The sequence below is a fragment of the Agrobacterium sp. CCNWLW32 genome, from assembly GCF_037083425.1.
Lineage (GTDB): Bacteria > Pseudomonadota > Alphaproteobacteria > Rhizobiales > Rhizobiaceae > Agrobacterium > Agrobacterium radiobacter.
In genome coordinates this window covers 479380-504501 of record NZ_JBAOJM010000001.1, presented here as the reverse complement: position 1 = coordinate 504501, position 25122 = coordinate 479380, and the positions used below count along the sequence as shown (strand labels likewise).

General features: G+C 59.1%; 23 protein-coding genes and 1 tRNA gene. 7 read left to right on the top strand and 17 right to left on the bottom strand.

What is annotated here, in order from left to right; translation table 11 throughout:
* Nucleotides 1–76 precede the first annotated feature (76 nt).
* From V6R85_RS02675 to V6R85_RS02665, 3 genes are all read left to right on the top strand, one after another.
* Complete coding sequence (locus V6R85_RS02675) at nucleotides 77–544, top strand: DUF1203 domain-containing protein (RefSeq protein WP_003502273.1); 468 nt, start codon at nucleotides 77–79, stop codon at nucleotides 542–544.
* A gap of 98 nt (nucleotides 545–642) precedes the next feature.
* Nucleotides 643–978, top strand: a complete 336-nt coding sequence (locus V6R85_RS02670; protein WP_004441225.1) for a PilZ domain-containing protein — start codon at nucleotides 643–645, stop codon at nucleotides 976–978.
* A gap of 215 nt (nucleotides 979–1193) precedes the next feature.
* On the top strand, nucleotides 1194–3182 hold the full coding sequence (locus V6R85_RS02665; RefSeq protein ID WP_111834521.1) for a bifunctional 2',3'-cyclic-nucleotide 2'-phosphodiesterase/3'-nucleotidase: 1989 nt from the start codon (nucleotides 1194–1196) through the stop codon (nucleotides 3180–3182).
* A gap of 44 nt (nucleotides 3183–3226) precedes the next feature.
* On the opposite strand, the gene V6R85_RS02660 is transcribed toward V6R85_RS02665, so the two are convergent.
* Complete coding sequence (locus V6R85_RS02660) at nucleotides 3227–4195, bottom strand: LysR family transcriptional regulator (RefSeq protein ID WP_111834296.1); 969 nt, start codon at nucleotides 4193–4195, stop codon at nucleotides 3227–3229.
* 149 nt (nucleotides 4196–4344) lie between these two features.
* On the opposite strand from V6R85_RS02660, the gene V6R85_RS02655 reads away from it, so the two are divergent.
* Nucleotides 4345–4962 carry an FMN-dependent NADH-azoreductase gene (locus tag V6R85_RS02655; RefSeq protein WP_026363437.1) on the top strand — a complete coding sequence of 206 codons (618 nt, stop codon included), beginning with the start codon at nucleotides 4345–4347 and terminating at the stop codon, nucleotides 4960–4962.
* 33 nt (nucleotides 4963–4995) lie between these two features.
* Here V6R85_RS02655 and V6R85_RS02650 read toward each other — a convergent pair whose 3' ends face one another.
* From V6R85_RS02650 to ilvA, 3 genes are all read right to left on the bottom strand, one after another.
* The gene (locus V6R85_RS02650; protein WP_080866074.1) at nucleotides 4996–6261 is read right to left on the bottom strand and encodes a GGDEF domain-containing protein; all 1266 of its coding nucleotides are present in this window, start codon (nucleotides 6259–6261) and stop codon (nucleotides 4996–4998) included.
* 117 nt (nucleotides 6262–6378) lie between these two features.
* The gene (locus V6R85_RS02645; RefSeq protein ID WP_080866073.1) at nucleotides 6379–6690 is read right to left on the bottom strand and encodes an HlyU family transcriptional regulator; all 312 of its coding nucleotides are present in this window, start codon (nucleotides 6688–6690) and stop codon (nucleotides 6379–6381) included.
* Nucleotides 6691–6765: 75 nt separating this feature from the next.
* A complete protein-coding gene (ilvA, locus tag V6R85_RS02640) occupies nucleotides 6766–8040 on the bottom strand; it encodes a threonine ammonia-lyase (protein ID WP_107675418.1) in 1275 nt (424 codons plus the stop codon).
* 80 nt (nucleotides 8041–8120) lie between these two features.
* On the opposite strand from ilvA, the gene V6R85_RS02635 reads away from it, so the two are divergent.
* Nucleotides 8121–9578 carry a TrkH family potassium uptake protein gene (locus V6R85_RS02635; protein ID WP_003502258.1) on the top strand — a complete coding sequence of 486 codons (1458 nt, stop codon included), beginning with the start codon at nucleotides 8121–8123 and terminating at the stop codon, nucleotides 9576–9578.
* A 107-nt stretch (nucleotides 9579–9685) separates the two neighbouring features.
* On the top strand, nucleotides 9686–9940 hold the full coding sequence (locus tag V6R85_RS02630; RefSeq protein ID WP_003502257.1) for a heavy-metal-associated domain-containing protein: 255 nt from the start codon (nucleotides 9686–9688) through the stop codon (nucleotides 9938–9940).
* A 380-nt stretch (nucleotides 9941–10320) separates the two neighbouring features.
* On the opposite strand, the gene V6R85_RS02625 is transcribed toward V6R85_RS02630, so the two are convergent.
* The 8 genes from V6R85_RS02625 to V6R85_RS02590 form a co-directional block, all read right to left on the bottom strand.
* Nucleotides 10321–11814 carry an ABC transporter substrate-binding protein gene (locus tag V6R85_RS02625; protein WP_111780880.1) on the bottom strand — a complete coding sequence of 498 codons (1494 nt, stop codon included), beginning with the start codon at nucleotides 11812–11814 and terminating at the stop codon, nucleotides 10321–10323.
* 230 nt (nucleotides 11815–12044) lie between these two features.
* Complete coding sequence (locus tag V6R85_RS02620; protein WP_035212373.1) at nucleotides 12045–13055, bottom strand: ABC transporter ATP-binding protein; 1011 nt, start codon at nucleotides 13053–13055, stop codon at nucleotides 12045–12047.
* 12 nt (nucleotides 13056–13067) lie between these two features.
* Complete coding sequence (locus V6R85_RS02615; protein WP_060724072.1) at nucleotides 13068–14135, bottom strand: ABC transporter ATP-binding protein; 1068 nt, start codon at nucleotides 14133–14135, stop codon at nucleotides 13068–13070.
* Nucleotides 14136–14274: 139 nt separating this feature from the next.
* Nucleotides 14275–15180, bottom strand: coding sequence for an ABC transporter permease (locus V6R85_RS02610; RefSeq protein ID WP_111834295.1), 906 nt, complete (start codon nucleotides 15178–15180; stop codon nucleotides 14275–14277).
* Complete coding sequence (locus V6R85_RS02605) at nucleotides 15170–16114, bottom strand: ABC transporter permease (protein ID WP_003502250.1); 945 nt, start codon at nucleotides 16112–16114, stop codon at nucleotides 15170–15172. Before V6R85_RS02605 ends, V6R85_RS02610 begins: the two co-directional genes overlap by 11 nt.
* A gap of 70 nt (nucleotides 16115–16184) precedes the next feature.
* Nucleotides 16185–16673: a Cu(I)-responsive transcriptional regulator gene (cueR, locus tag V6R85_RS02600; RefSeq protein ID WP_111834294.1), complete on the bottom strand. Its 489-nt coding sequence runs from the start codon at nucleotides 16671–16673 to the stop codon at nucleotides 16185–16187.
* Between the two features lie 11 nt (nucleotides 16674–16684).
* Nucleotides 16685–17695, bottom strand: coding sequence for a 2Fe-2S iron-sulfur cluster-binding protein (locus V6R85_RS02595; protein ID WP_087743773.1), 1011 nt, complete (start codon nucleotides 17693–17695; stop codon nucleotides 16685–16687).
* Nucleotides 17696–17707: 12 nt separating this feature from the next.
* On the bottom strand, nucleotides 17708–20212 hold the full coding sequence (locus tag V6R85_RS02590; protein ID WP_111817221.1) for a heavy metal translocating P-type ATPase: 2505 nt from the start codon (nucleotides 20210–20212) through the stop codon (nucleotides 17708–17710).
* A 442-nt stretch (nucleotides 20213–20654) separates the two neighbouring features.
* Between V6R85_RS02590 and V6R85_RS02585 the strand changes: the two genes are divergently transcribed.
* Nucleotides 20655–20738 (top strand) — tRNA-Leu (locus V6R85_RS02585).
* A 220-nt stretch (nucleotides 20739–20958) separates the two neighbouring features.
* Here the strand turns inward: V6R85_RS02585 and V6R85_RS02580 are convergent.
* The 5 genes from V6R85_RS02580 to V6R85_RS02560 all read right to left on the bottom strand — a co-directional run bounded on the left by V6R85_RS02580 (nucleotide 20959) and on the right by V6R85_RS02560 (nucleotide 25001).
* Nucleotides 20959–21342: a hypothetical protein gene (locus V6R85_RS02580; RefSeq protein ID WP_035207799.1), complete on the bottom strand. Its 384-nt coding sequence runs from the start codon at nucleotides 21340–21342 to the stop codon at nucleotides 20959–20961.
* Between the two features lie 80 nt (nucleotides 21343–21422).
* Complete coding sequence (locus tag V6R85_RS02575) at nucleotides 21423–21824, bottom strand: hypothetical protein (RefSeq protein WP_035207798.1); 402 nt, start codon at nucleotides 21822–21824, stop codon at nucleotides 21423–21425.
* Between the two features lie 308 nt (nucleotides 21825–22132).
* Nucleotides 22133–22978, bottom strand: coding sequence for a prohibitin family protein (locus V6R85_RS02570; RefSeq protein WP_035207794.1), 846 nt, complete (start codon nucleotides 22976–22978; stop codon nucleotides 22133–22135).
* A 372-nt stretch (nucleotides 22979–23350) separates the two neighbouring features.
* Nucleotides 23351–24379, bottom strand: coding sequence for a tyrosine-type recombinase/integrase (locus V6R85_RS02565; protein ID WP_051634361.1), 1029 nt, complete (start codon nucleotides 24377–24379; stop codon nucleotides 23351–23353).
* Between the two features lie 430 nt (nucleotides 24380–24809).
* Nucleotides 24810–25001, bottom strand: a complete 192-nt coding sequence (locus V6R85_RS02560; protein WP_155682153.1) for a hypothetical protein — start codon at nucleotides 24999–25001, stop codon at nucleotides 24810–24812.
* Nucleotides 25002–25122: the final 121 nt, after the last annotated feature.

The window sequence follows — 25122 nt, the reverse complement described above, 5'->3', positions numbered from 1 at the left end:
ATCGGGTGGATAGTGATCCGTTTCGGGACCATAGCTGCAAAGAAGCAACGCCGATCCCAACCCAGGAGGCCCCGACATGACCGATCTCGTTTTTACCGCAATGCCGGCTAAGGAAGCCGAGGCCTTCCGGGCGGGAGCCGCCGACGCCTATGGCAATCCGCCGGAAAAAGCCGTTTCTCCAGGCGGCATGCCCTGCCGCCACTGCCTTCGCCAGATCGGCGAAGGCGACGGGATGCTGATCCTCGCCTACCGGCCTTTCCCCTCGCTACAGCCTTATGCGGAAACGGGACCGGTTTTTCTGCATGCCGAGGCCTGTGAGCGCTATCCCCAGACACAGGCTGTCCCGCCGATGCTGGACAGCCCGGATTACATCGTGCGGGGTTATGGAGCCGATGACCGCATCGTCTACGGCACCGGCGCGGTGACGGCGACGGGCGAGATCGTGTCGCGCGCACTGCGCCTTCTGGAGCGCGCGGATGTCGCTTATGTCCATGTGCGATCCGCCCGTAATAATTGCTATCAGTGCCGTATCGACACAGCATAATCGGCAATTACCTGCAATTTTAAGAGAAGAACTAAACGGCTCTCAAGCTTTTTGCGCCATGATGCATGGTATCGGAAACAATTGATTTGAGCAGCAACATGACAAATAACCTCAATATGGCGACCCGGACTGCGCCCCGCAGCAAAACCAGAATTTTTGCGACCGTGCATTATTTCAGCCAGTCGACCAGGGGACGCGTGGTCGATCTTTCGGCGACGGGGATGGCGCTCGAACTGGACGGCCCTTTCGCCGCCGCCAAGGGCAGCCGGGTCAAGGTGCAGAGTGAAGATCTGGGCTTCATCGAAGGCGTCGTGCAGTGGCAGCACATGAACCGCCTCGGCCTGCAGCTCAAGCTTTCCACCAACACACTGGCGCAGCTCTCCTCCTATTTCCGCTTCTTCCATGAAGACGTGAAACCGACCCTCGCCCGCTAATCCGCTGGTCCAACGAAGAGGAATGCGCAGGGCGGACGATGCGTATTCTCCGGTACGGCGACACCCGTGCCGCGCTGCCGTGACAAAAAATTTATCAAACGGTTGAAAACAGGCCCATCCGTCACGGGCCTGTCATTTTGGTGATGGACTCCTCTGCGATTGCTTCTACCCTGTCGTTTTTCATGACAGAGCAAGCTTCATTCGAAGGAGTTCCCATGTCGTCGCTTCTCGCTCTCCACCCCATCACCCGACGTTCGCTTCTGGGCGGCATCGCGGCCTCCTCGGCGCTGGTGCTGCTGCACCCTTTTGCTGCGCGCGCAGCGACCAACCAGGCGCATCTGCGCATCATGGAAACGACTGACATCCATGTTCATGTCTTTCCCTATGATTATTACGCCGACAAGCCGAACGACACGATGGGGCTCGCCCGCACCGCCTCGATCATCGACACCATCCGCGCCGAAGCTGGTAACTCGATGCTGGTGGACAATGGCGACTTCCTGCAGGGCAATCCGCTCGGCGACTATATCGCCTATGAGCGCGGTATGAAGGCCGGCGACAAGCACCCCGTGATCAATGCCATGAATGTGCTGGGCTATGATTGCGGCACGCTCGGCAACCACGAATTCAATTACGGCCTCGACTATATGTCGAACACGCTGGCCGGCGCGGGTTTCCCTTACGTCTGCGCCAACCTCACCAAGGGCCAGCTTGCTTCCGATCCGAAAAACGACGAGCTGTTCTTCAAGCCCTATGTCGTTCTGGAAAAACAGATCCGCGACGGCGGCGGCGTGACGAGCCCGGTCAAGGTCGGCATCATCGGCTTCGTGCCGCCGCAGATCATGATGTGGGATTCCAAGAACCTCGAGGGCAAGGCGCAGACGCGTGACATCGTCGAGGCTGCGAAAGCCTGGGTGCCTGTCATGAAGGAAGAAGGCGCTGATATCATCATCGCCCTTTCCCATTCCGGCATCGACGGCAAGGGCCAGACGGAGCGCATGGAAAACGCCTCGCTTTATCTGGCTGCCGTCGAAGGCGTCGACGCCATCTTCACCGGCCACCAGCATCTCGTTTTCCCCGGTCCGAAGACCTGGGACGGCATTGAGGGTGCGGATGCGGTCAAGGGCACGCTGATGGGCAAGCCGGCGGTGATGGCCGGTTTCTGGGGCTCGCATATGGGCCTCATCGACCTGCTGCTTGAAAAGGACGGCAAAAGCTGGAAGATCGTAGACTTCACCTCCGAAGCCCGGCCGATCTATCACCGTGACGAAAACCGCAAGGTCGTCGCCGATTTCACGGATAAAGCGGAAGTCCTCGCCGCCGCCAAAGCCGATCATGAGGCGGCACTTGCCTATGTGCGCCGTCCGGTCGGTAAAACCTCCGCGCCGCTCTATTCCTATTTCGCACTGGTAGCGGACGATCCATCCGTGCAGATCGTTTCCAATGCCCAGACCTGGTATATCAAGGACATGCTGAAGGAAGGACAATACAAGGATCTGCCCGTGCTTTCGGCAGCAGCACCCTTCAAGTCGGGCGGCCGCGGCGGCGCGGATTATTACACCGATGTCCCCGCCGGTGACATCGCCATCAAGAACGTCGCCGATCTCTATCTCTACCCCAACACGGTGCAGGCGGTGCTGATCAACGGCGCGCAGGTGAAGAACTGGCTGGAAATGTCGGCCGGCATGTTCAACACGGTTGAGGCCGGCGCAAAGGATGCGCCGCTGCTGAACGCGGATTTCCCGTCCTATAATTTCGATGTCATCGACGGTGTGACCTATCAGATCGACATTTCCAAACCGGCGAAATTCGACAAGGACGGCAAGGCCGTCAACCCTGATAGCAACCGCATCGTCAACCTGCAATTTGAAGGCAAGCCGATCGATCCCGAGCAGAAATTCGTGGTCGCCACCAATAATTACCGGGCAAGCGGCGGCGGCAAATTCCCCGATATCGCCGGCGACAAGGTGATCTTCGTGGCGCCCGATACCAACCGCGACGTGATCGTGCGCTATATCATCGATCAGGGCACCATCAACCCGTCTGCGGATGCCAACTGGTCCTTCGCGCCTGTCGCCAATACCACGGCGATCTTCGAGACCGGCCCCAAGGGCCGTCACTATGCGGCTGAGATCAAGGGCGCGAAAATCGAGGATGCCGGTGACGGCGCGGAAGGTTTCGCGAAGTTCCGTCTGGTTCTCTAAAAGCTTCGCCCTCCCGGCTGAAACCGGCCGGGAGGGCGAGACTGTCACTCAGCGGCGACAGCAATGGTCCTCTGCTTGCTGGCCGCAAGCATCCCGTTGAAATCCTTGTGGTTCGGGCAGGCAGACAGGCGCTGCTGAAATGCTTCGGCAAGCCACTGGCCTGCGGGGCCTGCCGGTGAATCCACCCGCCGCAGCGCAAAGAGCGGATATTCGCCCTGCTCATAGGCCTCCAGCTCAAGCGCTTTCAGGCTGCCATTGGTCAGATCATTGCGCACGATCGATGCGGGCAGACCGCCCCAGCCAAGACCACCCTTGATGAGCTGGTATTTCGTGGCGATGTCGCTGACCCGCCATGTCTTGTAAGAGAGAACATTGAAATCGCGGCCCTTGGTGAGGCCCGATGCATCGGTGACAACAAGCTGGACCTCCTCGCGCACGTCGGCGAGAACCAGAGGCCGCTCGATCTGCGCCAGCGGGTGATCCGACGCGACGACGGGCAACATGAAGGAATGGCCCACCTTTTCGACAACGAGCTCATCATCCTGGCGCAGCATCGCCCCGCCGATGCCGATGCCTGCCTTGCGGGAGAGCACCATATCCATGACCATGCCCAATTCGCCGACATTGAGGCTGAGGGTGACGGTCGGGAACTGTGTGCGAAAATCGCGCAGCACGGCCACCACGGCCTCCGCTGGCACCATGGTACTGATGGCGACCAAGAGTTCCGCCTCAAGCCCCTGCTTCAACCCTTTGGCGCGGGCGCGCATCTCCTGCAGGCCGGCGACGATGCGCCTTGCATCCTCAAGCATGGCGCGGCCCTCATCCGTCAGTTTCGGCTGGCGCACGCCGCTGCGCTCAAACAGCGTGACTTCAAGCTGCGCCTCGAGATTGGCAATCGTGTAGCTGACCACCGACTGCGCGCGATTGAGCGCCCGTGACGCAGCGGAAAAGCTGCCGGTCTCGGCAACCGTCAAAAACACCTGCAATTGGTCGAGCGTCGGGTTCGCGTCCATGTTCCATCCATTTCATCGATAGATTGCTTCCATATTATCACAGTTTTCTTGATGGCAGTAATTTTTCATATAGAGCGCAAAGGAAGGGCATCGTGCTCTCCCGCCCTCCCAAGGCGCCCGTCAATTCATCGCTTATGCAAGGAAAGACCATGTCCAACATTCTGCTCATCACCTCCAGCCCGCGTGGCGACGAATCGGTTTCCAACAAGTTTTCGGGGGAGCTCGCAAACAAGCTGAAGGCCAAGTCGGCTTCCAACACCCTTGTCCACCGCGATCTCGCCGCTGACCCGATCCCGCACCTCGACACCGTCAAGACCGCAGCGATCCGCAAGCCGGCCGACCAGCGCACCGCCGAAGAAGCGGTTGCCGCCGATTATTCCGACAAGCTGGTTACAGAGCTTCTTGCAGCCGACACGGTCGTCATCGGCACCGGCCTCATCAACTTCAACATCTATTCCGGCCTGAAGTCGTGGATCGACAACGTCGCCCGCGCCGGCCAGACCTTCAAATACACCGAAACCGGCCCGGTTGGCCTTGCCACCGGCAAGAAGGTCTACATCGTGCTGGCCGCCGCCGGCGTTTATTCCGAAGGCCCGGCCGTATCGATGAACCATGCCGTTCCCTACCTCAAGACCGTTCTCGGCTTCATGGGTATGACGGATGTGGAAGTCATCTATGTCGAAGGCCTGGCATTTGGTCCGGAAGCCGTCGAAAAGGCTGTGGCCGCCGCCGAAGCCAAGGTTGAAGAGCTGGCCCAGGCCGCCTGAGACAATTGAACGGAGGCTGATACCGACAAGGTATCAGCCGACCCACATTCCGTAACGGCCGTGGACCTGATCCCGGCCGTTATTTTTTGCCGCATAGAGCCGCGAGTCGGCTTCGGAAAGAAGTTCGAGGAATACCCGCCCATCCTCCAGACCGGTCGCGACACCGATACTGACAGTCAGGGGCGTTCCGTCGGGCCGGCGCAGACCCGTCAGCACGGCTGCACGAAGACCTTCGGAAAAGGCAAGTGCGGCCTCGTGCGTCATCGCCGGAAGCAGGGCCACAAATTCCTCGCCGCCGAAACGGTAGAGATGGCCATGTGGTTGAACCGACCGCTTCATGACTGCTGCGAATTCCCGAAGAATTTCATCGCCCCGCAGATGGCCGAACGTATCGTTGACAGTCTTGAAATGGTCGATATCGACGATAAGCACGCTGATCGCCCGCCTCTTCTCGGCGCAGTCAAGCACGATGGAGGGCGCGTCGAGCTCCATGCGGGCGCGGTCCGAAACACCCGTCAGCATGTCCCGTCCGGAGCGAGATAACAGCTCTTCGTAGCGCTCACGGAAGGTCAGATCGTTGAAGACATCCGCAATGTTGCGGCGTATCAGGAAACGGCCCTTGGCCGATGTCAGCCACAGATAGATGGCGAAGAGCAGCGAATAGACCGCGACGGCCGCCATCTTCGCCTTCCAGCCATCATAAAACACATCGACCGGCGCGTTGAACAGAAGCCGCAGCGCACCGTAAAAACCCGCCTGATCGAGACTGAGGATGACGACACCGCAGATGCCGAAACGCAGGACGATATGGCGCTGCAGATACCGCCCCAGTTTTTCATAAAACAGGATGATGGCGATGGCGTCGATGTAAAGCAGACTGGTGCCCCAGACCATCAGCACACCCATCTCGTCCAGAAAGCCGGTACTGACAGACTGCCCGGGCACGATCGCCACCGTCTGATGAAAGCGGATGATCTGGGCCATGATGACGGTCAATATGTTGCCGAGAAAAAGGCCATAGATCGGCTGGCGCACCACCGCAGCATCCTCGCGCATATAGAGCATGAGGATCATCATCAGCTTGCCGGCAAAAAGAATCGAGGAACCGGGCGACGCCACGCCGAAAGGCAGCTGCACGTAAAAGACGGCCGCCAGATAGGTTTCCAGAAAATGCATGACCCCCAGCGCGGTGAGAAAAACACCGATGCCGAGAATATGCCGGTAATGAAGGAAGGCCGTCATTACCGAAAAATAGACGATGGCCTCCGTCAAAAAGAGGGCCAGATTTGCCCACTGCATCGGCACATGCCTTATCGATTCACGTCGCGCGGGTTGATTGGCGCGACTCCATGCCCTTCAGAGACGATAGGCCGAAGCAAACAACGGAATCTTAATGTGCGGGGCAAGAAAACGTCATCATTTTCCTGGGAAAAGCGATGCGCCGTTCTGATCGATGATGAGCTTCGCTTTGCGGATCGTGAACTCCACCGCATCGTCCAGGCTGCTGAAGACATCGGCGCGCACGAATTCATGCACCAGCACCTCGTCGCCGGCCTTTTTCTCAATGCGGCCGGCCAGGCGGAACTGACCGCCTTCCTTGATCGGCGTCGCATAGATCAGATAGTCGCCATGCGCATGCGGCTCAGCCTGCGACACCTTCTGCGGCGCGTCCGAGGACGGCTGGCCGGAGCCGAAGGCCGAGAGGATTTTGGAAAAAAACGATGCCATGGCTTTCACTCCCTCAATCTATGTCACGTTTGAAGGGCGGAGGTGATCCGCCCTTCCCTGTCTTTAACTCCCCGATCAGATGATCAGGTTCGACAGGATGTCGTTTTCGGTGATGTCTTCATAACCGAGACCGGCGGCCTCGAAGCGCTCCAGCAGGCCGGCGAAATTTTCCGGCGCGTTGGTTTCAATGCCGATCAGGATCGAACCGAAATTGCGGGCCGATTTCTTCAGATATTCGAAACGGGCGATATCGTCGTCCGGACCGAGCAGGTTGAGGAAATCGCGCAGCGCGCCAGGGCGCTGCGGCAGGCGCAGGATGAAATATTTTTTCACGCCGGTGTAACGCATTGCGCGTTCCTTCACATCCGGCAGGCGCTCGAAATCGAAATTGCCGCCGGAGACCACGGCGATAACCGTCTTGCCTTCCAGCCTCTCACGACCGAGCTTCTCCAGCGCGGCGATGGAGAGCGCACCCGCAGGCTCCAGCACCACGCCTTCGAGGTTCAGCATCTCGATGATCGTCACGCAGATGGCGTTTTCCGGAATGAGCATGACCTGCTCGGCCGGGAAATCCTTCAGCGCCTTGAAGTTCAGGTCGCCGATGCGGGCGACGGCGGCGCCATCGACGAAATTGTCGACCTTGGTGAGCGTCACCGGTTCACCGCGCTCCAGGCTCTTCTTCAGGCTCGGCGCACCCTCGGGCTCGCAGAATACGAAGTTCTCCTTGCGGACGGTGCCCGCCAGAAAGCCGGTGAGGCCAGCCGAAAGACCGCCGCCACCAACAGGCATGACGACGATGTCAGGCTTCGTGCCTTCCGGAAGCTGGTCCATGATCTCGGCAGCAACCGTAGCCTGACCCTCGATGATGTCTTCATGATCGAAGGGCGGCACCATGTAGCCGTCATTATCCTGTACGTGCTGGCGGGCAGCGGCGTAACACTGGTCGAATATATCGCCCACGAGACGGATGCTGATGAATTCACCGCCGAAGATGCGGGTCTTCTCGATCTTCTGCTGCGGTGTCGTCACCGGCATGAAAACAACGCCGTGAACGCCGAAATGGCGGCAGGCGAAAGCAAAGCCCTGCGCATGGTTGCCGGCCGAGGCGCAGACGAAAATCTTGTCCTTGCCGGCCTTGGCCACCGCCTTGCGCAGAAAGTTGAATGCGCCTCTAATCTTGTAGGAACGAACCGGGGACAGATCCTCACGCTTCAGCCAAATCGACGCGCCATACCGACGGCTGAGATGTTCATTCAACTGCAGCGGCGTTTCCGGAAATATCTCCCGCACTTCCCGCCGCGCTGCTTCCACAAGCTGCTTGTCCACGATAGTCAATCCATTGAAATTCATAATGGCACCCGCTATGCCATAGGAAGGCGTCCGAGACAAAGACTCATTTCAGCGCGGCAACGAACTCCGGGTTTCATTTCTTGAACAGCAACCTTCTGCGCTCGGTCATATATGTGGCGTCCATCTTCGGGCTCTACCTTGCGACGGCCATGTTTCTGCCGGCACTGACCGATCTTTATTACGGCAATGATGACTGGATGGTGTTTGCGCTTTCGGGTTTCATGTGCGGCGGCTTTGCACTTGCATGCGCGCTCGCGACCCGCGGACCGATCACCTCCTTCAACAAACGTTTCGGCTTTCTGCTCGTCAACCTGCTCTGGCTGGTGTTTTCCATCATCGGCGCGGTTCCGCTTTATCTGTCGGAACTCGACCTGACGCCCGGTCAGGCGATCTTCGAATCCGTTTCGGCCATCACCACGACAGGATCGACGGCCATATCCGGCCTCGACAACGCGCCGCAGGGCATCCTTCTGTGGCGATCCCTGCTCTGCTGGCTCGGCGGCATCGGTATCGTCGCCCTCGGTCTCTTCATCCTGCCCCTGCTCCGCGTCGGCGGCATGACCTTCTTTCGCATGGAATCTTCCGATACCGGCAACGACCGGCCCTTCGCGCGTCTGGCGAGCTTCACACGGGCTTTCGTGGCGATCTACATCATCATGACAATCGCCTGCACGGTGGCCTTCGATTTTGCCGGCATGTCGCATTTCGATGCGCTGAACCACGCCATGTCGACCGTCGCGACCGGCGGCTTTTCCACCCATGACGCCTCATTCGCCTATTTTGACAATACCGCGCTGCTGTGGATCGCCACGATCTTCCTGATCTTCGGCAGCCTGCCCTTTTCGGTGATGATCCTGCTTGCCGTCCGCCGCCGGCTGGAGACGCTGCGCGACCCGCAGATCGCCGTCTTCCTCGGTTATCTCTGCGCGATCTCCATTGCGGTGGGCGTCTATCATCACCTTAGAAACGGTGTACCGCTGGACGACGCGCTCAGCCATTCCTTCTTCAACATGACCTCTATCCTGTCGACCGGAGGTTTTGCCAGCGACGACTATACGCTCTGGGGTCCGTTCGTCGTCGTCGTCGCCTTTTTCGCGACCTTCATGGGCGGCTGTTCCGGCTCGACTGCGGGCGGTATCAAGGCCTATCGTTTCCTCATCATCTTCAATGTGGCGCGCGCGGGCCTCAAGAAGCTGATCTATCCGAATGCCGTCTATTCGGTGCGCTACGGCCAGCAGGTGGTCGATCCGGAAACCATCCGCACCATCTTTCTGTTCATCAGCTGTTTCATCGCGCTGTGGATCGCCGGCAGCCTTGCCATGAGCCTGATGGGTTATGATTTCCTCACCGCCACATCGGGTGTTGCGACGGCGCTTGCCAATGTCGGACCCGGCATCGGCCCGATCATCGGGCCTGTCGGCAATTTCTCCACAATCAGCGACCCGGCGCTCTATCTCCTGTCGGTCCTGATGCTGCTCGGGCGTCTGGAAATCCTGACGGTTCTGGTGCTGCTGATGCCGATCTTCTGGCGCAGCTGATCCGGCGATACACATGTTGCGCATGCGCGAATAAAGCGCTTGACCTTCCCACGTTGGAATAGTTCAGGCTCCTCCTGTTACGAATTCCAAACCATGGAGAACCGCCTATGTGCACCGCCCATCAGCATCACCCCGAAACCACTGCCGCACCCGTCGATGCCGACCTTTCTTTCCACGTTGAAGACATGACCTGCGGTCACTGCGCCGGTGTGATCAAGGGCGCGATCGAAAAGACCGTTCCCGGCGCTGCCGTGCATGCCGATCCGGCAAGCCGCACGGTCGTGGTTGGCGGCGTCTCCGATGCAGCGCGTATTGCCGAAATCATCACCGCCGCTGGCTATACGCCGGAAGCACGCGCCTGATCCGAAGAGATACCGGCGGCGCTTCCATCCTGCCGCCGCCGGGTCGCCCCGCCTGCCCCGCTTCGCGCTGAACCTGCGTGACAGCCGTCGGACGAGATCAAGCTTCGTCCTTTCACACCTCCCGAACAGATATCTCTACCGAAGCCGGCGGCGAAGGCTTCACGCCTCTCGCGTCATCCTCGGGACAAGCCCGAGGATGACGCCGGAGTGTTTGGCGTAGCTCGTCATTCCAAATCAATGTCACGCACATTGTCCAGAAATTTGGCCCGGACGGCAGTGGGCCTGATCCGGCATCCAACCCCGGCGTGGCGGCACCATATCAGCAATATGGCCCAGCTCTTGCGAGCCGGGCCATACCTCGTCAGCAATGTCATGTCGGCTTATTTCACCGCCAGATCCTTGGTCATGATGAAGTAGTTGATCGGATGCGGCTTGAAGTTTTCGACCTTGTCCGAATAGGCATCGAAAGCGGTCTCGTGGATGAGGTAGACGGTGACGGCTTCGTCGTAAACCCTCTTCGCCGCCTCGGCATAGATGGCGTAACGCTTGGCCGGCTCAGCCGCCGCATAGGCGGATTTGATCAGCTTGTCCGTCTCCTCACTGCAATAATGCGAGATGTTGTAGCCGCCTCCACAGGTGTAGTCGGCGTTGAGGAAACCGATCGGTTCTGCAACATCAGTGGCATAACCGCGTGACAGAAGAACCATGTCGAAATTGCCGGCCAGGAGATCGGGCTCGATCGCAGTGTAATCGGCAACGCGCACATCGACCTTGATGCCGATTTCCTGCAACTGGGCCTGGATAACGGCGGCAACATCCTTGAGTTCGGTTCTTTCAGTGTAGGCCAGAAGCGTCAGCTTCAGGCTGCCGGGAGCAATTCCCGCCTCTTTCAGCAGAGCCTTTGCCTTCTCTACGTCATAAGCGGGCGTGACGTCTTGCGGCGCCCACGGCTCTCCGGGTGCGAAGGGCATCGTTGCGGGCTTTACCACGCCTTCATAGATGCTGTCGGCAATACCGGCGGTGTCGATGGCAGCCCGGATCGCCTGCCGAACCTTGATATCCTTGAACGGCGGCTTCGAATTATTGAGCAGCATTTCCGTAATCCGGGGTACGGTAATCGGCGCAACCTTCACACCCTTCGTGGCTTCAATGGTCTTTACCGCCCAGGGTGGAATCACGCGCGAAATCTGCACTTCACCGCTTCTTATCTGGGTGGCGCGCGTATCGGCATCCGGAATAAAGTTTACGCGGCCGCCCGAGAGCTTCGGCATGCCGTTCCAATAGTCATGGTTCGCGGTCAGCTCCATATATTGGTTGGCATCGACCTTGGTGATCTTGAATGGCCCGGTGCAGGTTCCGATCGGATCGACCTTGCCATCCTTATAGGCGGATGGCGCGAGGATCGAAGTCGCCGGGCTTGCCATTTGCGCCGGCAGCAGCACCGATGGCTCGATGGTCGTGATCTTCACGATATCGTCGCCACCAGCATCGACGGCAGCGATCAGCTTGGGCGAAAAGGCCCGAGCCGGAACGGGCGCCTTGAGAAGATTGGTGAGTGCATTGACTGCGGCCGCAGCGTTAAGCGGCTCGCCGTTCTGGAACTTCACGCCCTTGCGCAGCTTGAATTCCCAGACCTTCGGCGAGGTCTGTGTCCAGGATTCGGCCAGCCCCGGCTCCAGTGCGGTGTCATAGCCGACGCGGACCAGGCTTTCGAAACACCCCGCGCGCGAACCGAGATAGGCATCGTCGGAGGCCATCTGCCAGCCGGTCTTGACGCCGGTATAATCGTCATAGGTGATCGTTCCGGCTGTCGCCGCCTGCGTCCCAAACGAGACCACAACGGCGCACGTCGCCAAAAGTGCGTGCTTCATCATAGAAGATTCCCCTTTTATTTTTGATGACAACGCTCACAATTCGTACATTTTCTCGAAATTTCACTCAATAATTACGAAGACAACAAGAATACTCTATGGATATCTATCGATTATCCATTCGAATATTATCTATTTTACGTTTTATACTCGGAATTTTATTCCGATATTAATTCGCAAACACACGATTCATCTGTTTTTACAGCAACAGAAAACTGTAACTGCGTTGTCCTTCAGCCCAATTCCCGCCAGCGATGGCAGCGGGCAAAATGCTCGCCGGAAACGCCTTCCAGAACGGGTTCCACCTCGCCGCATATCTCGGTCGCATATTTGCAGCGGGTGTGGAATTTGCATCCGTCAGGAGGATTGAGAGGGCTCGGCAAATCGCCGTCAAGAAGCATTTCCGGTGCATATAACCCCGTCTCGTCCAGCATCGACGATGCTATGAGAGCCTTGGTGTAGGGATGCTTCGGCGCCCGGAAAAGCTCCTCCCGGTCAGCGATTTCAACAACGCGCCCGAGATACATCACCGCGATGCGATCGCAGAGATAACGCACCACGCGCAGATCGTGGGAAATCATCAGAACCGTCAAACCGTGACGGCGCTTCATGTCCATCAGAAGGTTCAGTATCTGCGTCCGCATCGAGGCATCGAGCGCCGATGTCGGCTCGTCGCAGACGAGGAAGCTCGGATTGAGAAGCAGCGCACGGCCGATGACGACGCGCTGCAACTGGCCGCCGGAACACTGGCTCGGATAGCGATCATAAAAAGAGCCGTCGAGACCGACCTCTTCCAGCATCCGGAAAACCCGCGCCGTACGTTCCTCGCGGGTGCCGATGCCATGCTGGGCAAGCGGCGCTTCCATGCTCTGGCCGATACGCATGCGCGGATCGAGTGCCGAATAAGGGTCCTGAAACACCAGCTGCACCACCCGGCGCATGCGCCGCAGCGCCTCGCCCTGCATGTGCAGCATATCGTTCTGCCCGATGCTGACCTCGCCTTTGGTTGCGTGGGTCAGCCGCGTGATCAGCCCGGCAACCGTGCTTTTGCCGCATCCGGATTCACCAACGAGGCCCAGCACTTCCCCCTCGCCGATCGTCAGGGAAACATCGTCGACGGATTTCACCACACGGTGACCAAAGCCCGATATGGGATAATATTTGCAGAGGTTCTTTGCGACCACAAAGGGCCGGCTCCTGTTTTCCGCCGGTGACGGGGTCTGTGTCGTCGCTGTCGATAACATTGTCGCCCTCCCTCAGCAGACCGTGTGGCTGGCATGATCATGAGCGGCATGATCGTGACCGACCGCCCAGCATCGCGCCTTGCGCCCTTCGGGCAAGGCATTCAGATCCGGTTCCGACGCCATGCAGCGGCCGCCCATGCCTGCCGAGTTGGCAAGCGTGCAGCGCGGATGAAACCGGCAGCCGCAGGACATGTCATGGGCCTGCGCGCTCGAACCGGGGATCGTCAGCAATTGCCCCTCGCTGTCGGTGGTCAGGAGTGAACAGCTGATGAGCGCCTTGGTATAGGGGTGCTGCGGCGCCTTGAGGATCGCCTGGGTCGGCCCCTCTTCGACGATGCGGCCGGCATACATGACCGCAATCCGGTCCGCGAAAGCGGCGACGACCGAGAGGTCATGGGTGATGAGCAACGTGGCAAGCCGGCGCTTGCGGCGTTCGTCATCAAGCAGGCGGAGTATCTGTGCCTGAACGGTGACATCGAGCGCCGTCGTCGGTTCGTCGGCGATCAGAAGCTGCGGATTGCCTGACAGTGCGGCGGCAATCATGACACGTTGCGCCATACCGCCGGAAAGCTCGTGCGCGAAGCATTGCGCCCGTGCTGAGGGATCGGGAATGCCGACATCGGACAGGAGACCGACGACCCGGTCAAGCGCCGCGTGCCGGCTCATTTTACGGTGGATCCAGAGCGGCTCGGCAACCTGCGTCCTCACCCGGCTGGTCGGGTCGAGCATGGCCTGCGGCTGCTGGAACAGCATGCCGATATCGGCACCGCGCAGTGCATCGAGTTCGGAGGATGAAAGAGCGAGAATATCGCGCCCGGCAAAGGAAATGCGGCCGGAATTGATTTCCGCGCCCTGCGGCAAAAGCCGCATCAGCGACAGGGCCGTCATGCTCTTACCCGATCCGGATTCGCCGACGAGAGCGACGACTTCTCCGGCGTTGACGGAAAGCGTCAGGCCCGAAATAACAAACTTGCGGCCGTTTTGCGCCGGCACAGAAACGTGCAGATCCTCGATCTCCAGAAGCGGTGCGCATTCGGGAGACATGGCCGTCTTGGCAAGCGTTTGTCCTTCGATATTCATAAGAGTTCCCCTTATTTTTATTGAATCGGAGGCATTCACGAATTTTCATGCGGCTTCAGACGATATTACTCTCCTTCCTGTTCCGTTGCGTCACGTATGTTTGACAATCGTCAAATCCGTCATTGCCCGCCCGCAGGCGTCAATGACCGTTGGTTTTCTTTGTTTCCAGATTGAGGCCATGGCCGATCCACGTCACGCTGAGCGCTGCAAGGAAGATCGCCAGACCCGGTGCGATGACGAGGACGGGCATCCGCTCCGCATAGGCCTGCGCGTCGGCCAGCATCAGCGCCCAGTCTGCGGCCGGCGGCTGTACGCCAAGGCCCAGAAATGACAATCCGCCCACCGTGATCAGCTTGTGGCCAAAGCGCAGGAACGCCACGGCCGCAATCGGCCAGATCGTGTTGGGAATGATATGCCGGAAGATGATGAAGCGCCTTGTGCAGCCGAGTACCTCGGCGGCACGGATATATTCACGCGAATTGATCGAGAGCGTCAGCCCCCGCGCCAGCCGCGCAAAAGGTGTCCAGCCGACGATGGTCAGCGACGCGATCAGCGTTCCGTATCCCGGGCCGAAGATGGCCACGAGGAAAATCGCGATCACGACGTCAGGTATGGCGATGAGCAGGTCCACGATGCGCATCAGCACCTCGTCGAGGATGCCGCGGTTGCGGCCGCTGATGATGCCGATGAAGGTCCCGATCACGACAGAAAGAATGACGGTGATGGCGGCAATGGTGACCGTGAAGCGGCCGCCGATCAGCAGCCGGCTGAGCACATCGCGGCCCAGGTGGTCCGTTCCCAGCCAGTAGAGGGCGCTTGGCGCATTCAACCGCAGACGAAGGTTCTGCTTTGCCGGATCATAGGGTGAAATCCACGGCGCGATCACCAGCAGCAGGATGATGACGAGAAAAATCGCCGCTCCCGCATAGAAGGTCCAGTGCCGGCAGCGGATGAAATCCGTGAAGCGGGACAGGCTCGAGGGGCGCTTGGGCATGGTCATCGGCATGGCAGCGGCTGGCGCGCTCGGAAAGAGGCTAGTGGTCATGGTGACCTCGCATTGCTGGATTGATCAGGACATAGAAGCTGTCGGCCAGGGTATTGACCAGGATGGACAGGGCCACGATGCAGATGAAACCACCCTGCAGCATCGGGATGTCGCGATTGACCACGGCGTCGTAGAGAAGCCGGCCCATGCCGGGAATGGCGAAGATCACTTCCACGACCACCGATCCGCCAAGCAGCCCCGCAAGCCACAGGGCAAAGAAGGTGACCACCGGCAGCGAGCCGTTGCGGATGCCGTGGCGCATGACCGTGCCATGCATGCCAAGGCCGCGGCTGCGCGCCGCCGTGATATAGGGCGCGCGCAAAACCTCGGCCATGGCGGCGCGCGTCACCTGCGTGAAATAGGCGAGCGGCCGCAGCGTCAGGGTCAGCGCAGGAAGCACCAGCGAGCGCCAGCTATCCCATCCGGCCGAGGGCAACCAGCCGAGATAGAGCGCAAAGACCAGCGCCGACATGGGCGCGAACCAGTATTCGGGCGTTGCGACGAATGTCTGGATCATCAGCGTCGCGAAATTGTCCAGACGACCGCCCGGACGCATCGCCGCCAATGTGCCGAGCGGCAGGGCGACGGCGATCGCGAACGCCAGCGCCGTCAGCGCCAGCGTCACCGACACCCAGAGCGACCGCATAAGCTCGGCAGCGACAGGCTGGCTGCTGGTGAAGGAAAACCCAAGGTCGCCACGCAACGCATTCGACAGCCATGCGAAATATTGCACGTAAAGCGGCCGGTCGAGCCCGAGACTGGCCCGGAGCGCCTCCACTGCATGTGGATCAAGTGCCGTATCGCGCATGCGTGAAAACAGGATGGTGCGGGCCGGATCACCGCCCGCCATATAGGGCAGAAGAAACGCGATGACGGAAACGATCGCCAGCATCAGGCACAGAATAAAGAAGCGCTGTATTATCTGTATCCACATGGCCCTGTCTCCTTCACAGCAATTGGCATTTCCACTGCAATCGACGCTCGCCCCCAAAGGGAAAAGCCGCTTATTTCGCCAGGCGATGTAAATCCATCACCGGCCCGGACGTACCCTTCAGCATGCCGGGCCGCTTGGGCACGACAGCCACCGGTGCAAAATCGACATTTTCGGAATGGGCCAGATCCTGAATGATCGGGCACTCCGGCTCACCATTGTCGGGGCAATAGGTTGCAAGGTTTCGAAGCGTGTCTGCCATCTCCCGAAGCGTGTGCATCTTCGCTTCCAGATCGACGACATGTTCCATGACGATGCGTTTGACATCGCAGGAGGCGCCACCCGGATCGCGCCACAGGGTCATGAGCTGCCTGATCTTTTCGATGGAAAAACCGAGATCGCGTCCGCGGCGGATGAAGCGCAGCGTTTCCAGATCATTGGCCGTATAGACCCGGTATCCGGAATCCGTGCGGTTTGCCGATTTGATCAGGCCGATCATCTCGTAATGCCTGATCATCTTTGCAGAAACACCGGAGGCGGTGGCGGCTGTGCCAATGTTCATCGATCCTGCTCCTATCTTTCCGGGGTGAAAAACACGTCTGCATGAATGTCGGCGGTGCGCATGCCGCGCGCCAGAAGCTGCGGCACCGTCGCCTCGATCATGGCCGGCGGTCCGGCAATATAGGCTTTCCAGCCATCGAGATCGTCGAAATCATCCGCCACCGCCGCACCGACATAACCGCACCTGATATCGGCATGGTCTTCATGCGAGAGAACCGGAACGAAGCTCAGATTGCCATGCCGCGCGGCAAGATCTCCGAAGCGGTCGAGCATATAGAGATCACGCTGAGCGCGCGCGCCGAAATAGACATGAACCGGGCGTTCACGGCCCGTTGCAAGTGCTGCCTCGACAACCGCCTTGACGGGGGCAAGCCCCGACCCGCCGGCAATGCCGAGGATGGGCCCACAATGTTTTTCCCGCAGGAACGAAGAACCGAAAGGCCCCACGATCGTCACGGGGTCACCAGCCCTGGCGAGCGAAAAGATGCGGCCGCTCGTCATGCCGCCGGGAACGTGCCGGATGTGAAATTCGATCAATTCCTCATCCACCCGACTGGCGATGGAATAGTCACGCGGCGAACAGTCCGCATAAAGCAGGCGCACATATTGTCCGGGCTTGAAGGCAAACTGCCCGCGCTCGTTGAGCCGGATACGGATGAGCTTGATATCATGTGTCGCATCCACCACTTCCGCCACCACGCCCTCAAAGCGGCCGGTCGGAATATCGGCGATCTCATCCGCCCCATCGAGCCAGCTGATCGTCATGTCGCTTAACGGCACGGCCCGGCAGGCGAGCGTCAGACCATCCGCCTTTTCCTCTTCGGTCAAGGAGAAGGGCGTATGCTTGAGAAGATCGATCTTGCCGGAAATGAGATGCGATTTGCAGGCCCCGCAGCGGCCCATGCGACAGCCATGCGGATAGGTGACGCCAGCGGCCAACGCGGCCTGAAGCACGGTTTCACCCTGCGCCGCCATGATGCTGCGCCCGATCTGCGGCAGATAGATTGTGTTGCCAGGCGTCATCACATCCGCCTCCTATTCGGCCGCTGCGAGCTGCATGCCCGCCGGTCTGTCCACCAGCGGTGCACGGAAGCTTTTCAGGCGCAGCGCGTTCGTCAATACGAAGACGCTGGAAAGCGCCATGGCTCCGGCAGCAAGGACAGGCGACAGCAGAACGCCGTTGACAGGATACAATATTCCAGCCGCCACCGGAACGAGTGCAGCGTTGTAAGCGAAGGCCCAGAACAGATTCTGGCCGATATTGCGGATGGTCGCCTTGGAGAGCGCGATGGCGTTGGCAACACCGCGCAGATCGCCAGACATCAAGACCACATCGGCACTTTCAATCGCGACATCCGTACCCGTGCCGATGGCAAGCCCGACATCGGCCGCAGCAAGCGCCGGTGCATCATTGATCCCATCCCCGACAAAGGCGACACGTCGCCCGCCGGCAGCAAGCCTTTTGACGGCCTCGACCTTGCCGTCGGGCAGCACTTCCGCCACCACCTCATCAATACCGAGACGGCGGGCTATAGCTTCGGCAGTGCGGCGATTGTCACCGGTGATCATCGTGACCTTGAGGCCCAGCGCATGCAGCGCCGCAATCGCCTCCGGGGTCGTCTGCTTGATCGGATCGGCAACGGCGATGATCGCGGCCAGCCTGCCATCGACGGCGGCATAAAGCGGCGACTGCCCTTCCCTGCCCAGCCTTTCGGCATCATCGGCAAACATCGCGACGTCATAACCGAGCTTGATCATGAACCGGTCTGCGCCCGCTTCGACCCTGCGGCCGTCAACCATGGCTGCAACACCAAAACCGGGGGTCGCCTCGAAGCCTTCCGCATTGGCAAGCGTCAGGCCGCCATGTTTCGCCGCCTCGACGATCGCCTCCGCAATCGGATGTTCGGAATGGTTCTCCAGCGAGGCGACGAGGCGAAGCACCTCATCCGCATCGAAGCCCTGCGTCGTGGTGAAATGCACCAGCTTCGGCTTGCCGAGCGTCAGGGTGCCGGTCTTGTCAACGGCAATCACGTCGGCATCGCGCAGCGTCTGAAGCGCATCGCCGCGGCGGAACAGCACGCCCATCTCGGCGGCGCGGCCGGTGCCGACCATGATCGAGGTCGGCGTGGCAAGGCCCATGGCGCAGGGACAGGCGATGATGAGAACCGCAACCGCGTTGACGAGCGCGAAGGTCAAGGCCGGATCAGGCCCAAAGATGAACCAGACGGTGAAAGTGGCGAGTGCGGCCAGCATGACAGCCGGCACGAACCAGTTGGTGACCTTGTCGACCAGCGCCTGAATGGGCAGCTTGTCGGCCTGCGCCTCCTCCACCATGCGGATGATCTGGGCGATCAGCGTATCGGCACCCACCTTGGTTGCACGGAAGGTGAAGGAGCCATTGCGGTTCACCGTGCCGCCGACAACCTCGGAACCCGCCGCCTTGGTGACCGGGACCGGCTCGCCAGTGATCATCGATTCATCGACATAAGAAGAACCGCTGAGAACCAGCCCATCGACCGGCACTTTCTCGCCGGGGCGAACGACGATCACATCGCCGGTGCGCACATCCTGCAACGGCACATCAACGGTTTCGCCATCGCGCAGCACGCGGGCGGACTTCGCCTGCAGGCCGACGAGGCGCTTTATCGCCTCGCTGGTGCGGCCTTTGGCGCGCGCTTCGAGGAATCGGCCGAGAAGGATGAGCGTGACGATAACCGCCGCCGCCTCATAATAGACATTGGCCGTGCCACGCGGCAGGATTTCGGGCAGGAAGGTTGCCACCACCGAAAATCCCCAGGCGGCGGCGGTGCCCAGTACGACGAGCGAATTCATGTCCGGCGCCAGCCTTAGCAGTGCGGGTATGCCCTTTTTAAAGAAGCGCAGGCCGGGCCCGAACAGGACCAGTGTCGTCAGCACAAATTGCAGATACCAGCTTTCCTGCATGCCGACCGTTTCCATCACAAAATCATGGATGGCGGGCACCAGATGCGAGCCCATCTCCAGCACGAAGACTGGCAACGTCAGCGCAGCGGCCACGGCAAGGCTGATTTTCAGGCCGCGCAGTTCCGTAGCGCGTCTATCCTGCTCCACATCACCGGCCTTGTCGGCGATGATTTCGCTCGCCGTATAGCCCGCCCGCTTGATCGCCTCCGCCAGGGTGGCTGCAGAGGCGGCATTGCCGGCAACGCGGATGGTGGCACGCTCGGTCGCCAGATTGACGGTCGCATCGGAAACACCGGAAACAGCCTTCAGCGCCTTTTCAACACGACCGACGCAGGAGGCGCAGGTCATACCCTCGATATCGAGTTCGATGGTTTTTTCTTCGACGCCATACCCAGCATTCCGGACCGCCGCGATCACGGCCGGCACGTCGGGCGATCCGGAAAAGGAGATATCAGCGCGTTCCGTCGCGAGATTGACCGAGGCCTTCAGAACGCCCGGCACCTTGGCAATCGCCTTTTCCACGCGGCCGACACAGGAGGCGCATGTCATGCCATCGATCGCAATCTGGTGACTCGCCCGGATCTCCATTTGTGACATGCGTACGACCCCTCTTTTCTTGTGTTAAAAAAAAGATAGGGCTTCCCATCGTGGCAAGGTCAATAGGTTCTTTTGGGTGATTTTCGAAGAAATATGCCGCTTGCTTGAGCAGGATTATTTTTTGGGCGCACCACTAGGAACAAAAGCAACCAACGCCTGAATATCAACGCGAATTGGCAATCTATCCTTGCCGCATCTGCGCTGCAGGGGCGCACTTTGTTTGTGGGTGAAGGTGGTGCGGACGGCGGGACTTGAACCCGCAAGACCAATGGTCGGCAGATTTTAAGTGCCCCGGACGTCTGCGCCCTGTCCAATGAAATCAACTGCTTAGGCTGAAATCCGGGGGCACAAGTGGTCACATCCGGGGCACGTTTGGTCACAGGTTGGTCACACAATTTGACGAGACTCGATGCAGAGGATATGTGGACTATTGTGCCCACATGCGGACGTGGTGGAATGGTAGACACAAGGGCCTTAAAAGCCCTCGGCTAACGCCGTGCGGGTTCGAGTCCCGCCGTCCGTACCAACGACCTCGATCAAGGTCCAAATGGTCGCCAGCCTCACGCCATCGCTCTCAATTTCCTTCGACCAGTCCTTCTTGAACCGAAGCCACTCGTCGTGTTCCATCAGCCTGAGTGGCTTCCCTGTTCGGTCCACTAGGGCTGTCATCCTCTTGCGGCGGAACGTTCGAACCGTGGTGGTGTAGGCTCCGGTCTCAAAGAAGAATTGGGTCTTGGCGAGGTCCATCACGCCGCCTCCAAGTCGTCGGCCACGAAAACGTCAGCGCGGCGACCGTAGATGCGGCCCCGGAAGTCGGCCCCTATTACTCCGCGACCATATATCATCATGTCAGCGAAAGCTTGGGACATCGACACCTCGACATCTTGCAAAGCGTAATCCATCAGACTGAGCGTAGAGCGGTGGATATCTGCGGGATCACGAGGGCACTCTACGCGAAGCGCTATACCGCCCTTCTGTTTGGCGTAGCGGTTCACCATGTCCCGGCTGGCTTCGTCCACCGAGCCTCCGTAGAGAGCCCGGTAGAGCGTGTCTTTGGCCGGAAGGAAAAGCATTTCTGTCTGATTTGGATTGGGCCTCACGGGCCTTCCGTTCTCGAAGCTTACGTTCATAGTCTTCTCGCTCTTGCTCTCGGCGGCGCTGCTGTTGTTGGAGGGAGGCGACGATTACCGCCGCCATCCATGCTGTCACGTTACCAACCCTTGACGATCTTCGGCTTCGGAGCCCGGTAGCCCTTCTGGTGGAACAGGCAATACTTCGCCTTCGCCGCCGCAACGTCCGGGTAGTCGTCATCCAAAAGAAGCGCCTCGCAGTCGCCGGTAGTCTTCCAGCCCGAATTTACTGCGTCGAAGTCGGCCTTGTTCTCGACCACGATCTGCTTCGGGTATCCATATTTCTTGAAGAATGCGGCGGGGAATTTCTGCTTCGGCGGCTGGAGGCCCGGAGCGCGGCAAGAGGTTCCCGCTGCATTGCACGTCCAGTCGAACGGAACGTCAAAAGCCTTGGCCGGAGTAGCTAAGGAGACCACAGCGACGACGAGTGCGGAGCCAACGAAACCGGCGGCGAAACCACGGAGGAAGGTAAGACGGTTCATGAGAGCATTCCTTTCAGTTTTTGGATCGTTCTGGCGATGAGGCGGGGCTGGAAAAACTTTGCGTCCTCGGTCCCGCAATCGTATTTTCTTGCGAGGTGGGCCGAACTCGCTTGAGGACCGGTAACGGCATCAATCTGTGCCGCCTCGGGGGCGTAGCAGTAGCTGCCCCGATAGAAGCGGCAGTCCTTACAGAACTTCACAAGACCGCCGCGAGAAGGACGAGGAAGAAGATTACTGAGCCGATGAAGGCGAACTTGTTGCCGTTGAACGCCTTGCCGTTTGCGTTGATTTGATCGGTCACTGGAGACTCACTTCACGTTGACGAATGGGGTTGCCGAGCCCGGAACCATCGTGGTTGGCAAAATGCCGTTCCACTTCTCGGCTGCGGTGAGGTCGATCAGGGTCGGGTTGTCGCGGAGGGCTGCACCCTTGGCCCGGATGGCTGCGGCTTCTGCTTCACCACGGAGGCGGGCTGCGTCGGCTTCGGCCTGTGCAGTGGCGCGGATACCGTCAGCGGTTGCCTGAGCCTGTGTGACGGTGATCTCCGCCTGTACCTTCTCACGCTCGGCGTTCTGCTTGAGCTTCTGGACCTCGATCTCGGCGCTCATCCGCTCCTCGATCTTCTGCTCGTAGGCGTCCGAGAAGTCGATGTTCTCGATCTGGAAGCCTTCGATTATGACCGGCCCGTCAACCGCATCCTGCATCGCCATCTGAATTTCAGACGTGAGCTTGGCGCGCTCCGTGATCGCACGGGCGGCGTTGTAGCCGCCGAACGTGTTCTTGATTGCGGCCATCGCCTTGCGCTCCACGAGGCGGGACAGAAGGTTTTCTTCGTTGCCGTACTCAGAATAGACGAGGCCCGCCTTGTCGCCGGGGATCGAGTAATTGATCGAGACGGCCAGCGTGGCGGTTTGCTGGTCCGCGCTATAGGCCATGACGTTCTCGTAGGTCTTCGCCTTGGAGCGGACATCAATGGTGTGGTCAGCGTCAACGAATGGCATCTTCCAGTGAAGGCCAGGTTCAACCACCGCCATGATTGCGCCGTTCCGGGTCACGACACCGCGCTCCCCCTGATCGACCACAAAGAAGGAACCGAAGGAGACGGCAGCAATAGCGAAAGCGGAGATACCGAGTGCAGCGAGCTTGGGGGACATATTAGTTGGTTCCTTTCTTGGAAGCGTCGTTGAGAAACTTAGCGATGGCGAGAATGCCGAGGATGATGAGGAAGGCGATGACGGCTCGACCGATGAGAGCGGCCAGCATAAGTGGCTCCTTTCGTGGACACGTAAGGGAACGAAAAAACCCCCGGTTTGAGGACCGAGGGCGAAGACGAGCTTAACTAGGGTGTAATTGGAGGCGACCTTCTCAAAGGCCCTTACCAAAAGCCCCCGGAGGTGATCCGAGGGCTGTTGATTAGTTGGAGGTGAAAGGACCCCACGGCCATATCCCAAGTGCATTCAGCACGAGGATCACGCCGGAAATCACAAACAGCCAACTAATGGGCTCTTTGAGAAAGTCTCTTGGCATTACGCCGCCTCTAGTACGTGAACGATCTCCTCAAGGGAGTTCGGCCTTATTTGCATGTAACGCATGGTTGTGACAATAGCGTTGTGCCCCATCCATTCCATTACGCGCTTCACATCCACGCCGCCGAGGACGAGCCGAGTGCAGCAGGTGTGTCGCAGGGTGTGCGGCGTCACGTCAGCCATATGCAAGACTTCCCGCATGGTGTCCCAACGGGAGCGCATGGACCCACGGGCGAAGCCAGCGAAAGGACCCCACCGCTCATCCACGGGGTTGCGATCCTTGGTCTTGTGGCGCTCCTTGAGGATTGCTTGGCATCGCTTGGTGAGCGGCACGGTACGCGGCTTGTTAGTCTTAGTCTTCCAGAACGTCACCGTTTTGAAGTCCGGACCAAAGGCGTCCCATCTAACCGGCAACATTTCAGAGAAGCAGCGAGCCCCTGTGTCGATGAGAAGGATCGAGAGGTCGTGGAGGTCGGAGTACCCCATGCTCTCCCAATAGGCGAGCAACGCCTTCTCCTCCTTGTCGTCCAAGTACCGGAACTTGGTCTGCTCGACCTTATTCCATCGGAGGCGTGGAAGATTGACCACGATCCCGTTATCTTTCGCGACACGCAAGAGTTTGGACAGCGCGGCAACCTTGCGGTTGACGGTAGCCGGGGTAAGGCCCTGCTCCGCGAAGTGGACTTTCATTTCCGCCGCTTCGGCTGGAGTGATCTCGGCTACAACTTTGTTGCGACCGAAGTAATCCACGACATGCTTCCCGTTGCGTACCGCCGTTGCGGCAGACCGAAGATTGCTCCATTCGGTACGGCAAACGTGGTCATAGAGGTTTCCGAGAAGACTTAGATCGGTGCTTCGGGCTTTCGCTTGAGCCTGAACAGGAGGAATGGCCTTGCCCTGTTCAATAGCTAAGCGCGCCGCAGTCTCCCAAGCTTCCGCAAGGGCTTTAGATTTGAAAGTGGGTCGAAGTCTCTTTCCGTCTGGTGTTCTAACGTCAGCTTGCCACTGACTACCCCTTAGTCTTGCCATTACATGCGTCTCCTATGATGCGCTCGAACTCGTCACCAAGTCGTCGCCCCAAAGTCGTTGGAGCGACCAGCTTTGCCCGACTGTCAGCCGGGTCGATGATTTGAGTTATGAGGTTGAGACCGTGTTCGCGCTGCGAACCATCCCCATCATGGGTGTAAGCGGAACTTCCAAGAACTCGAACTGCTCTTGAAAGGGCTGACTTCGAAAGACCCGTGGTTTTTACAAGCTCCGCCGCGTTTGTGCCCGGACGGTCAAGAACCCGGAGAAGCACGGAGAGTTGTCCGAGTTCCATCCGAGGGTAGTGCTTTTGCACTTCCTCAACCACCGATATGAGGGCTTTAACGCCAACTTTTTGCGATCTTGAAATAACCATCCTAAATCCCTCTAATCCGTCCCATTATGGGTTGTATCGGTCATGCCGAAAGCCGTGTCAATCCGGCCTTTGAGGTGCGAGCTTGCTTTCTTGAATTTTAGCGGTTGCCCATTTAACTGGATCGGACACATCCAAACCGTTCGGATCGGCCCCAATTGCTAGAGCCCGGACGGCACTCATGAGGAATTCTGCCGCTAACGACAAGCACTCAATCTCATGGGAAACATGCTGCACTTCGTTGTTTGTCATTTCACAACTGCCCTACATTTAGTCGGGAGGGTTACCCCAAACCACTCCCTTTTTAACGTCGAAAGAACGTGTCATAGACCCCCCAAGCCCCTACTATAAAAGCAAGGATGAGATAACCGTC

Bases quoted from the DNA above. Each gene is read 5' to 3' on its own strand.
- V6R85_RS02620 (WP_035212373.1), bottom strand. From the start codon at position 13,055: ATGTTATCGACAGCGACGACACAGACCCCGTCACCGGCGGAAAACAGG.
- V6R85_RS02660 (WP_111834296.1), bottom strand. From the start codon at position 4,195: ATGGACGCGAACCCGACGCTCGACCAATTGCAGGTGTTTTTGACGGTT.
- ilvA (WP_107675418.1), bottom strand. From the start codon at position 8,040: ATGAATTTCAATGGATTGACTATCGTGGACAAGCAGCTTGTGGAAGCA.
- V6R85_RS02560 (WP_155682153.1), bottom strand. From the start codon at position 25,001: ATGACAAACAACGAAGTGCAGCATGTTTCCCATGAGATTGAGTGCTTG.
- V6R85_RS02650 (WP_080866074.1), bottom strand. From the start codon at position 6,261: ATGCAGTGGGCAAATCTGGCCCTCTTTTTGACGGAGGCCATCGTCTAT.
- V6R85_RS02565 (WP_051634361.1), bottom strand. From the start codon at position 24,379: ATGGCAAGACTAAGGGGTAGTCAGTGGCAAGCTGACGTTAGAACACCA.
- cueR (WP_111834294.1), bottom strand. From the start codon at position 16,673: ATGAACATTGGCACAGCCGCCACCGCCTCCGGTGTTTCTGCAAAGATG.
- V6R85_RS02655 (WP_026363437.1), top strand. From the start codon at position 4,345: ATGTCCAACATTCTGCTCATCACCTCCAGCCCGCGTGGCGACGAATCG.
- V6R85_RS02630 (WP_003502257.1), top strand. From the start codon at position 9,686: ATGTGCACCGCCCATCAGCATCACCCCGAAACCACTGCCGCACCCGTC.
- V6R85_RS02615 (WP_060724072.1), bottom strand. From the start codon at position 14,135: ATGAATATCGAAGGACAAACGCTTGCCAAGACGGCCATGTCTCCCGAA.
- V6R85_RS02580 (WP_035207799.1), bottom strand. From the start codon at position 21,342: ATGAACGTAAGCTTCGAGAACGGAAGGCCCGTGAGGCCCAATCCAAAT.
- V6R85_RS02675 (WP_003502273.1), top strand. From the start codon at position 77: ATGACCGATCTCGTTTTTACCGCAATGCCGGCTAAGGAAGCCGAGGCC.
- V6R85_RS02570 (WP_035207794.1), bottom strand. From the start codon at position 22,978: ATGTCCCCCAAGCTCGCTGCACTCGGTATCTCCGCTTTCGCTATTGCT.
- V6R85_RS02575 (WP_035207798.1), bottom strand. From the start codon at position 21,824: ATGAACCGTCTTACCTTCCTCCGTGGTTTCGCCGCCGGTTTCGTTGGC.
- V6R85_RS02625 (WP_111780880.1), bottom strand. From the start codon at position 11,814: ATGATGAAGCACGCACTTTTGGCGACGTGCGCCGTTGTGGTCTCGTTT.
- V6R85_RS02645 (WP_080866073.1), bottom strand. From the start codon at position 6,690: ATGGCATCGTTTTTTTCCAAAATCCTCTCGGCCTTCGGCTCCGGCCAG.
- V6R85_RS02605 (WP_003502250.1), bottom strand. From the start codon at position 16,114: ATGTGGATACAGATAATACAGCGCTTCTTTATTCTGTGCCTGATGCTG.
- V6R85_RS02595 (WP_087743773.1), bottom strand. From the start codon at position 17,695: ATGACGCCTGGCAACACAATCTATCTGCCGCAGATCGGGCGCAGCATC.
- V6R85_RS02665 (WP_111834521.1), top strand. From the start codon at position 1,194: ATGTCGTCGCTTCTCGCTCTCCACCCCATCACCCGACGTTCGCTTCTG.
- V6R85_RS02610 (WP_111834295.1), bottom strand. From the start codon at position 15,180: ATGACCACTAGCCTCTTTCCGAGCGCGCCAGCCGCTGCCATGCCGATG.
- V6R85_RS02670 (WP_004441225.1), top strand. From the start codon at position 643: ATGACAAATAACCTCAATATGGCGACCCGGACTGCGCCCCGCAGCAAA.
- V6R85_RS02590 (WP_111817221.1), bottom strand. From the start codon at position 20,212: ATGTCACAAATGGAGATCCGGGCGAGTCACCAGATTGCGATCGATGGC.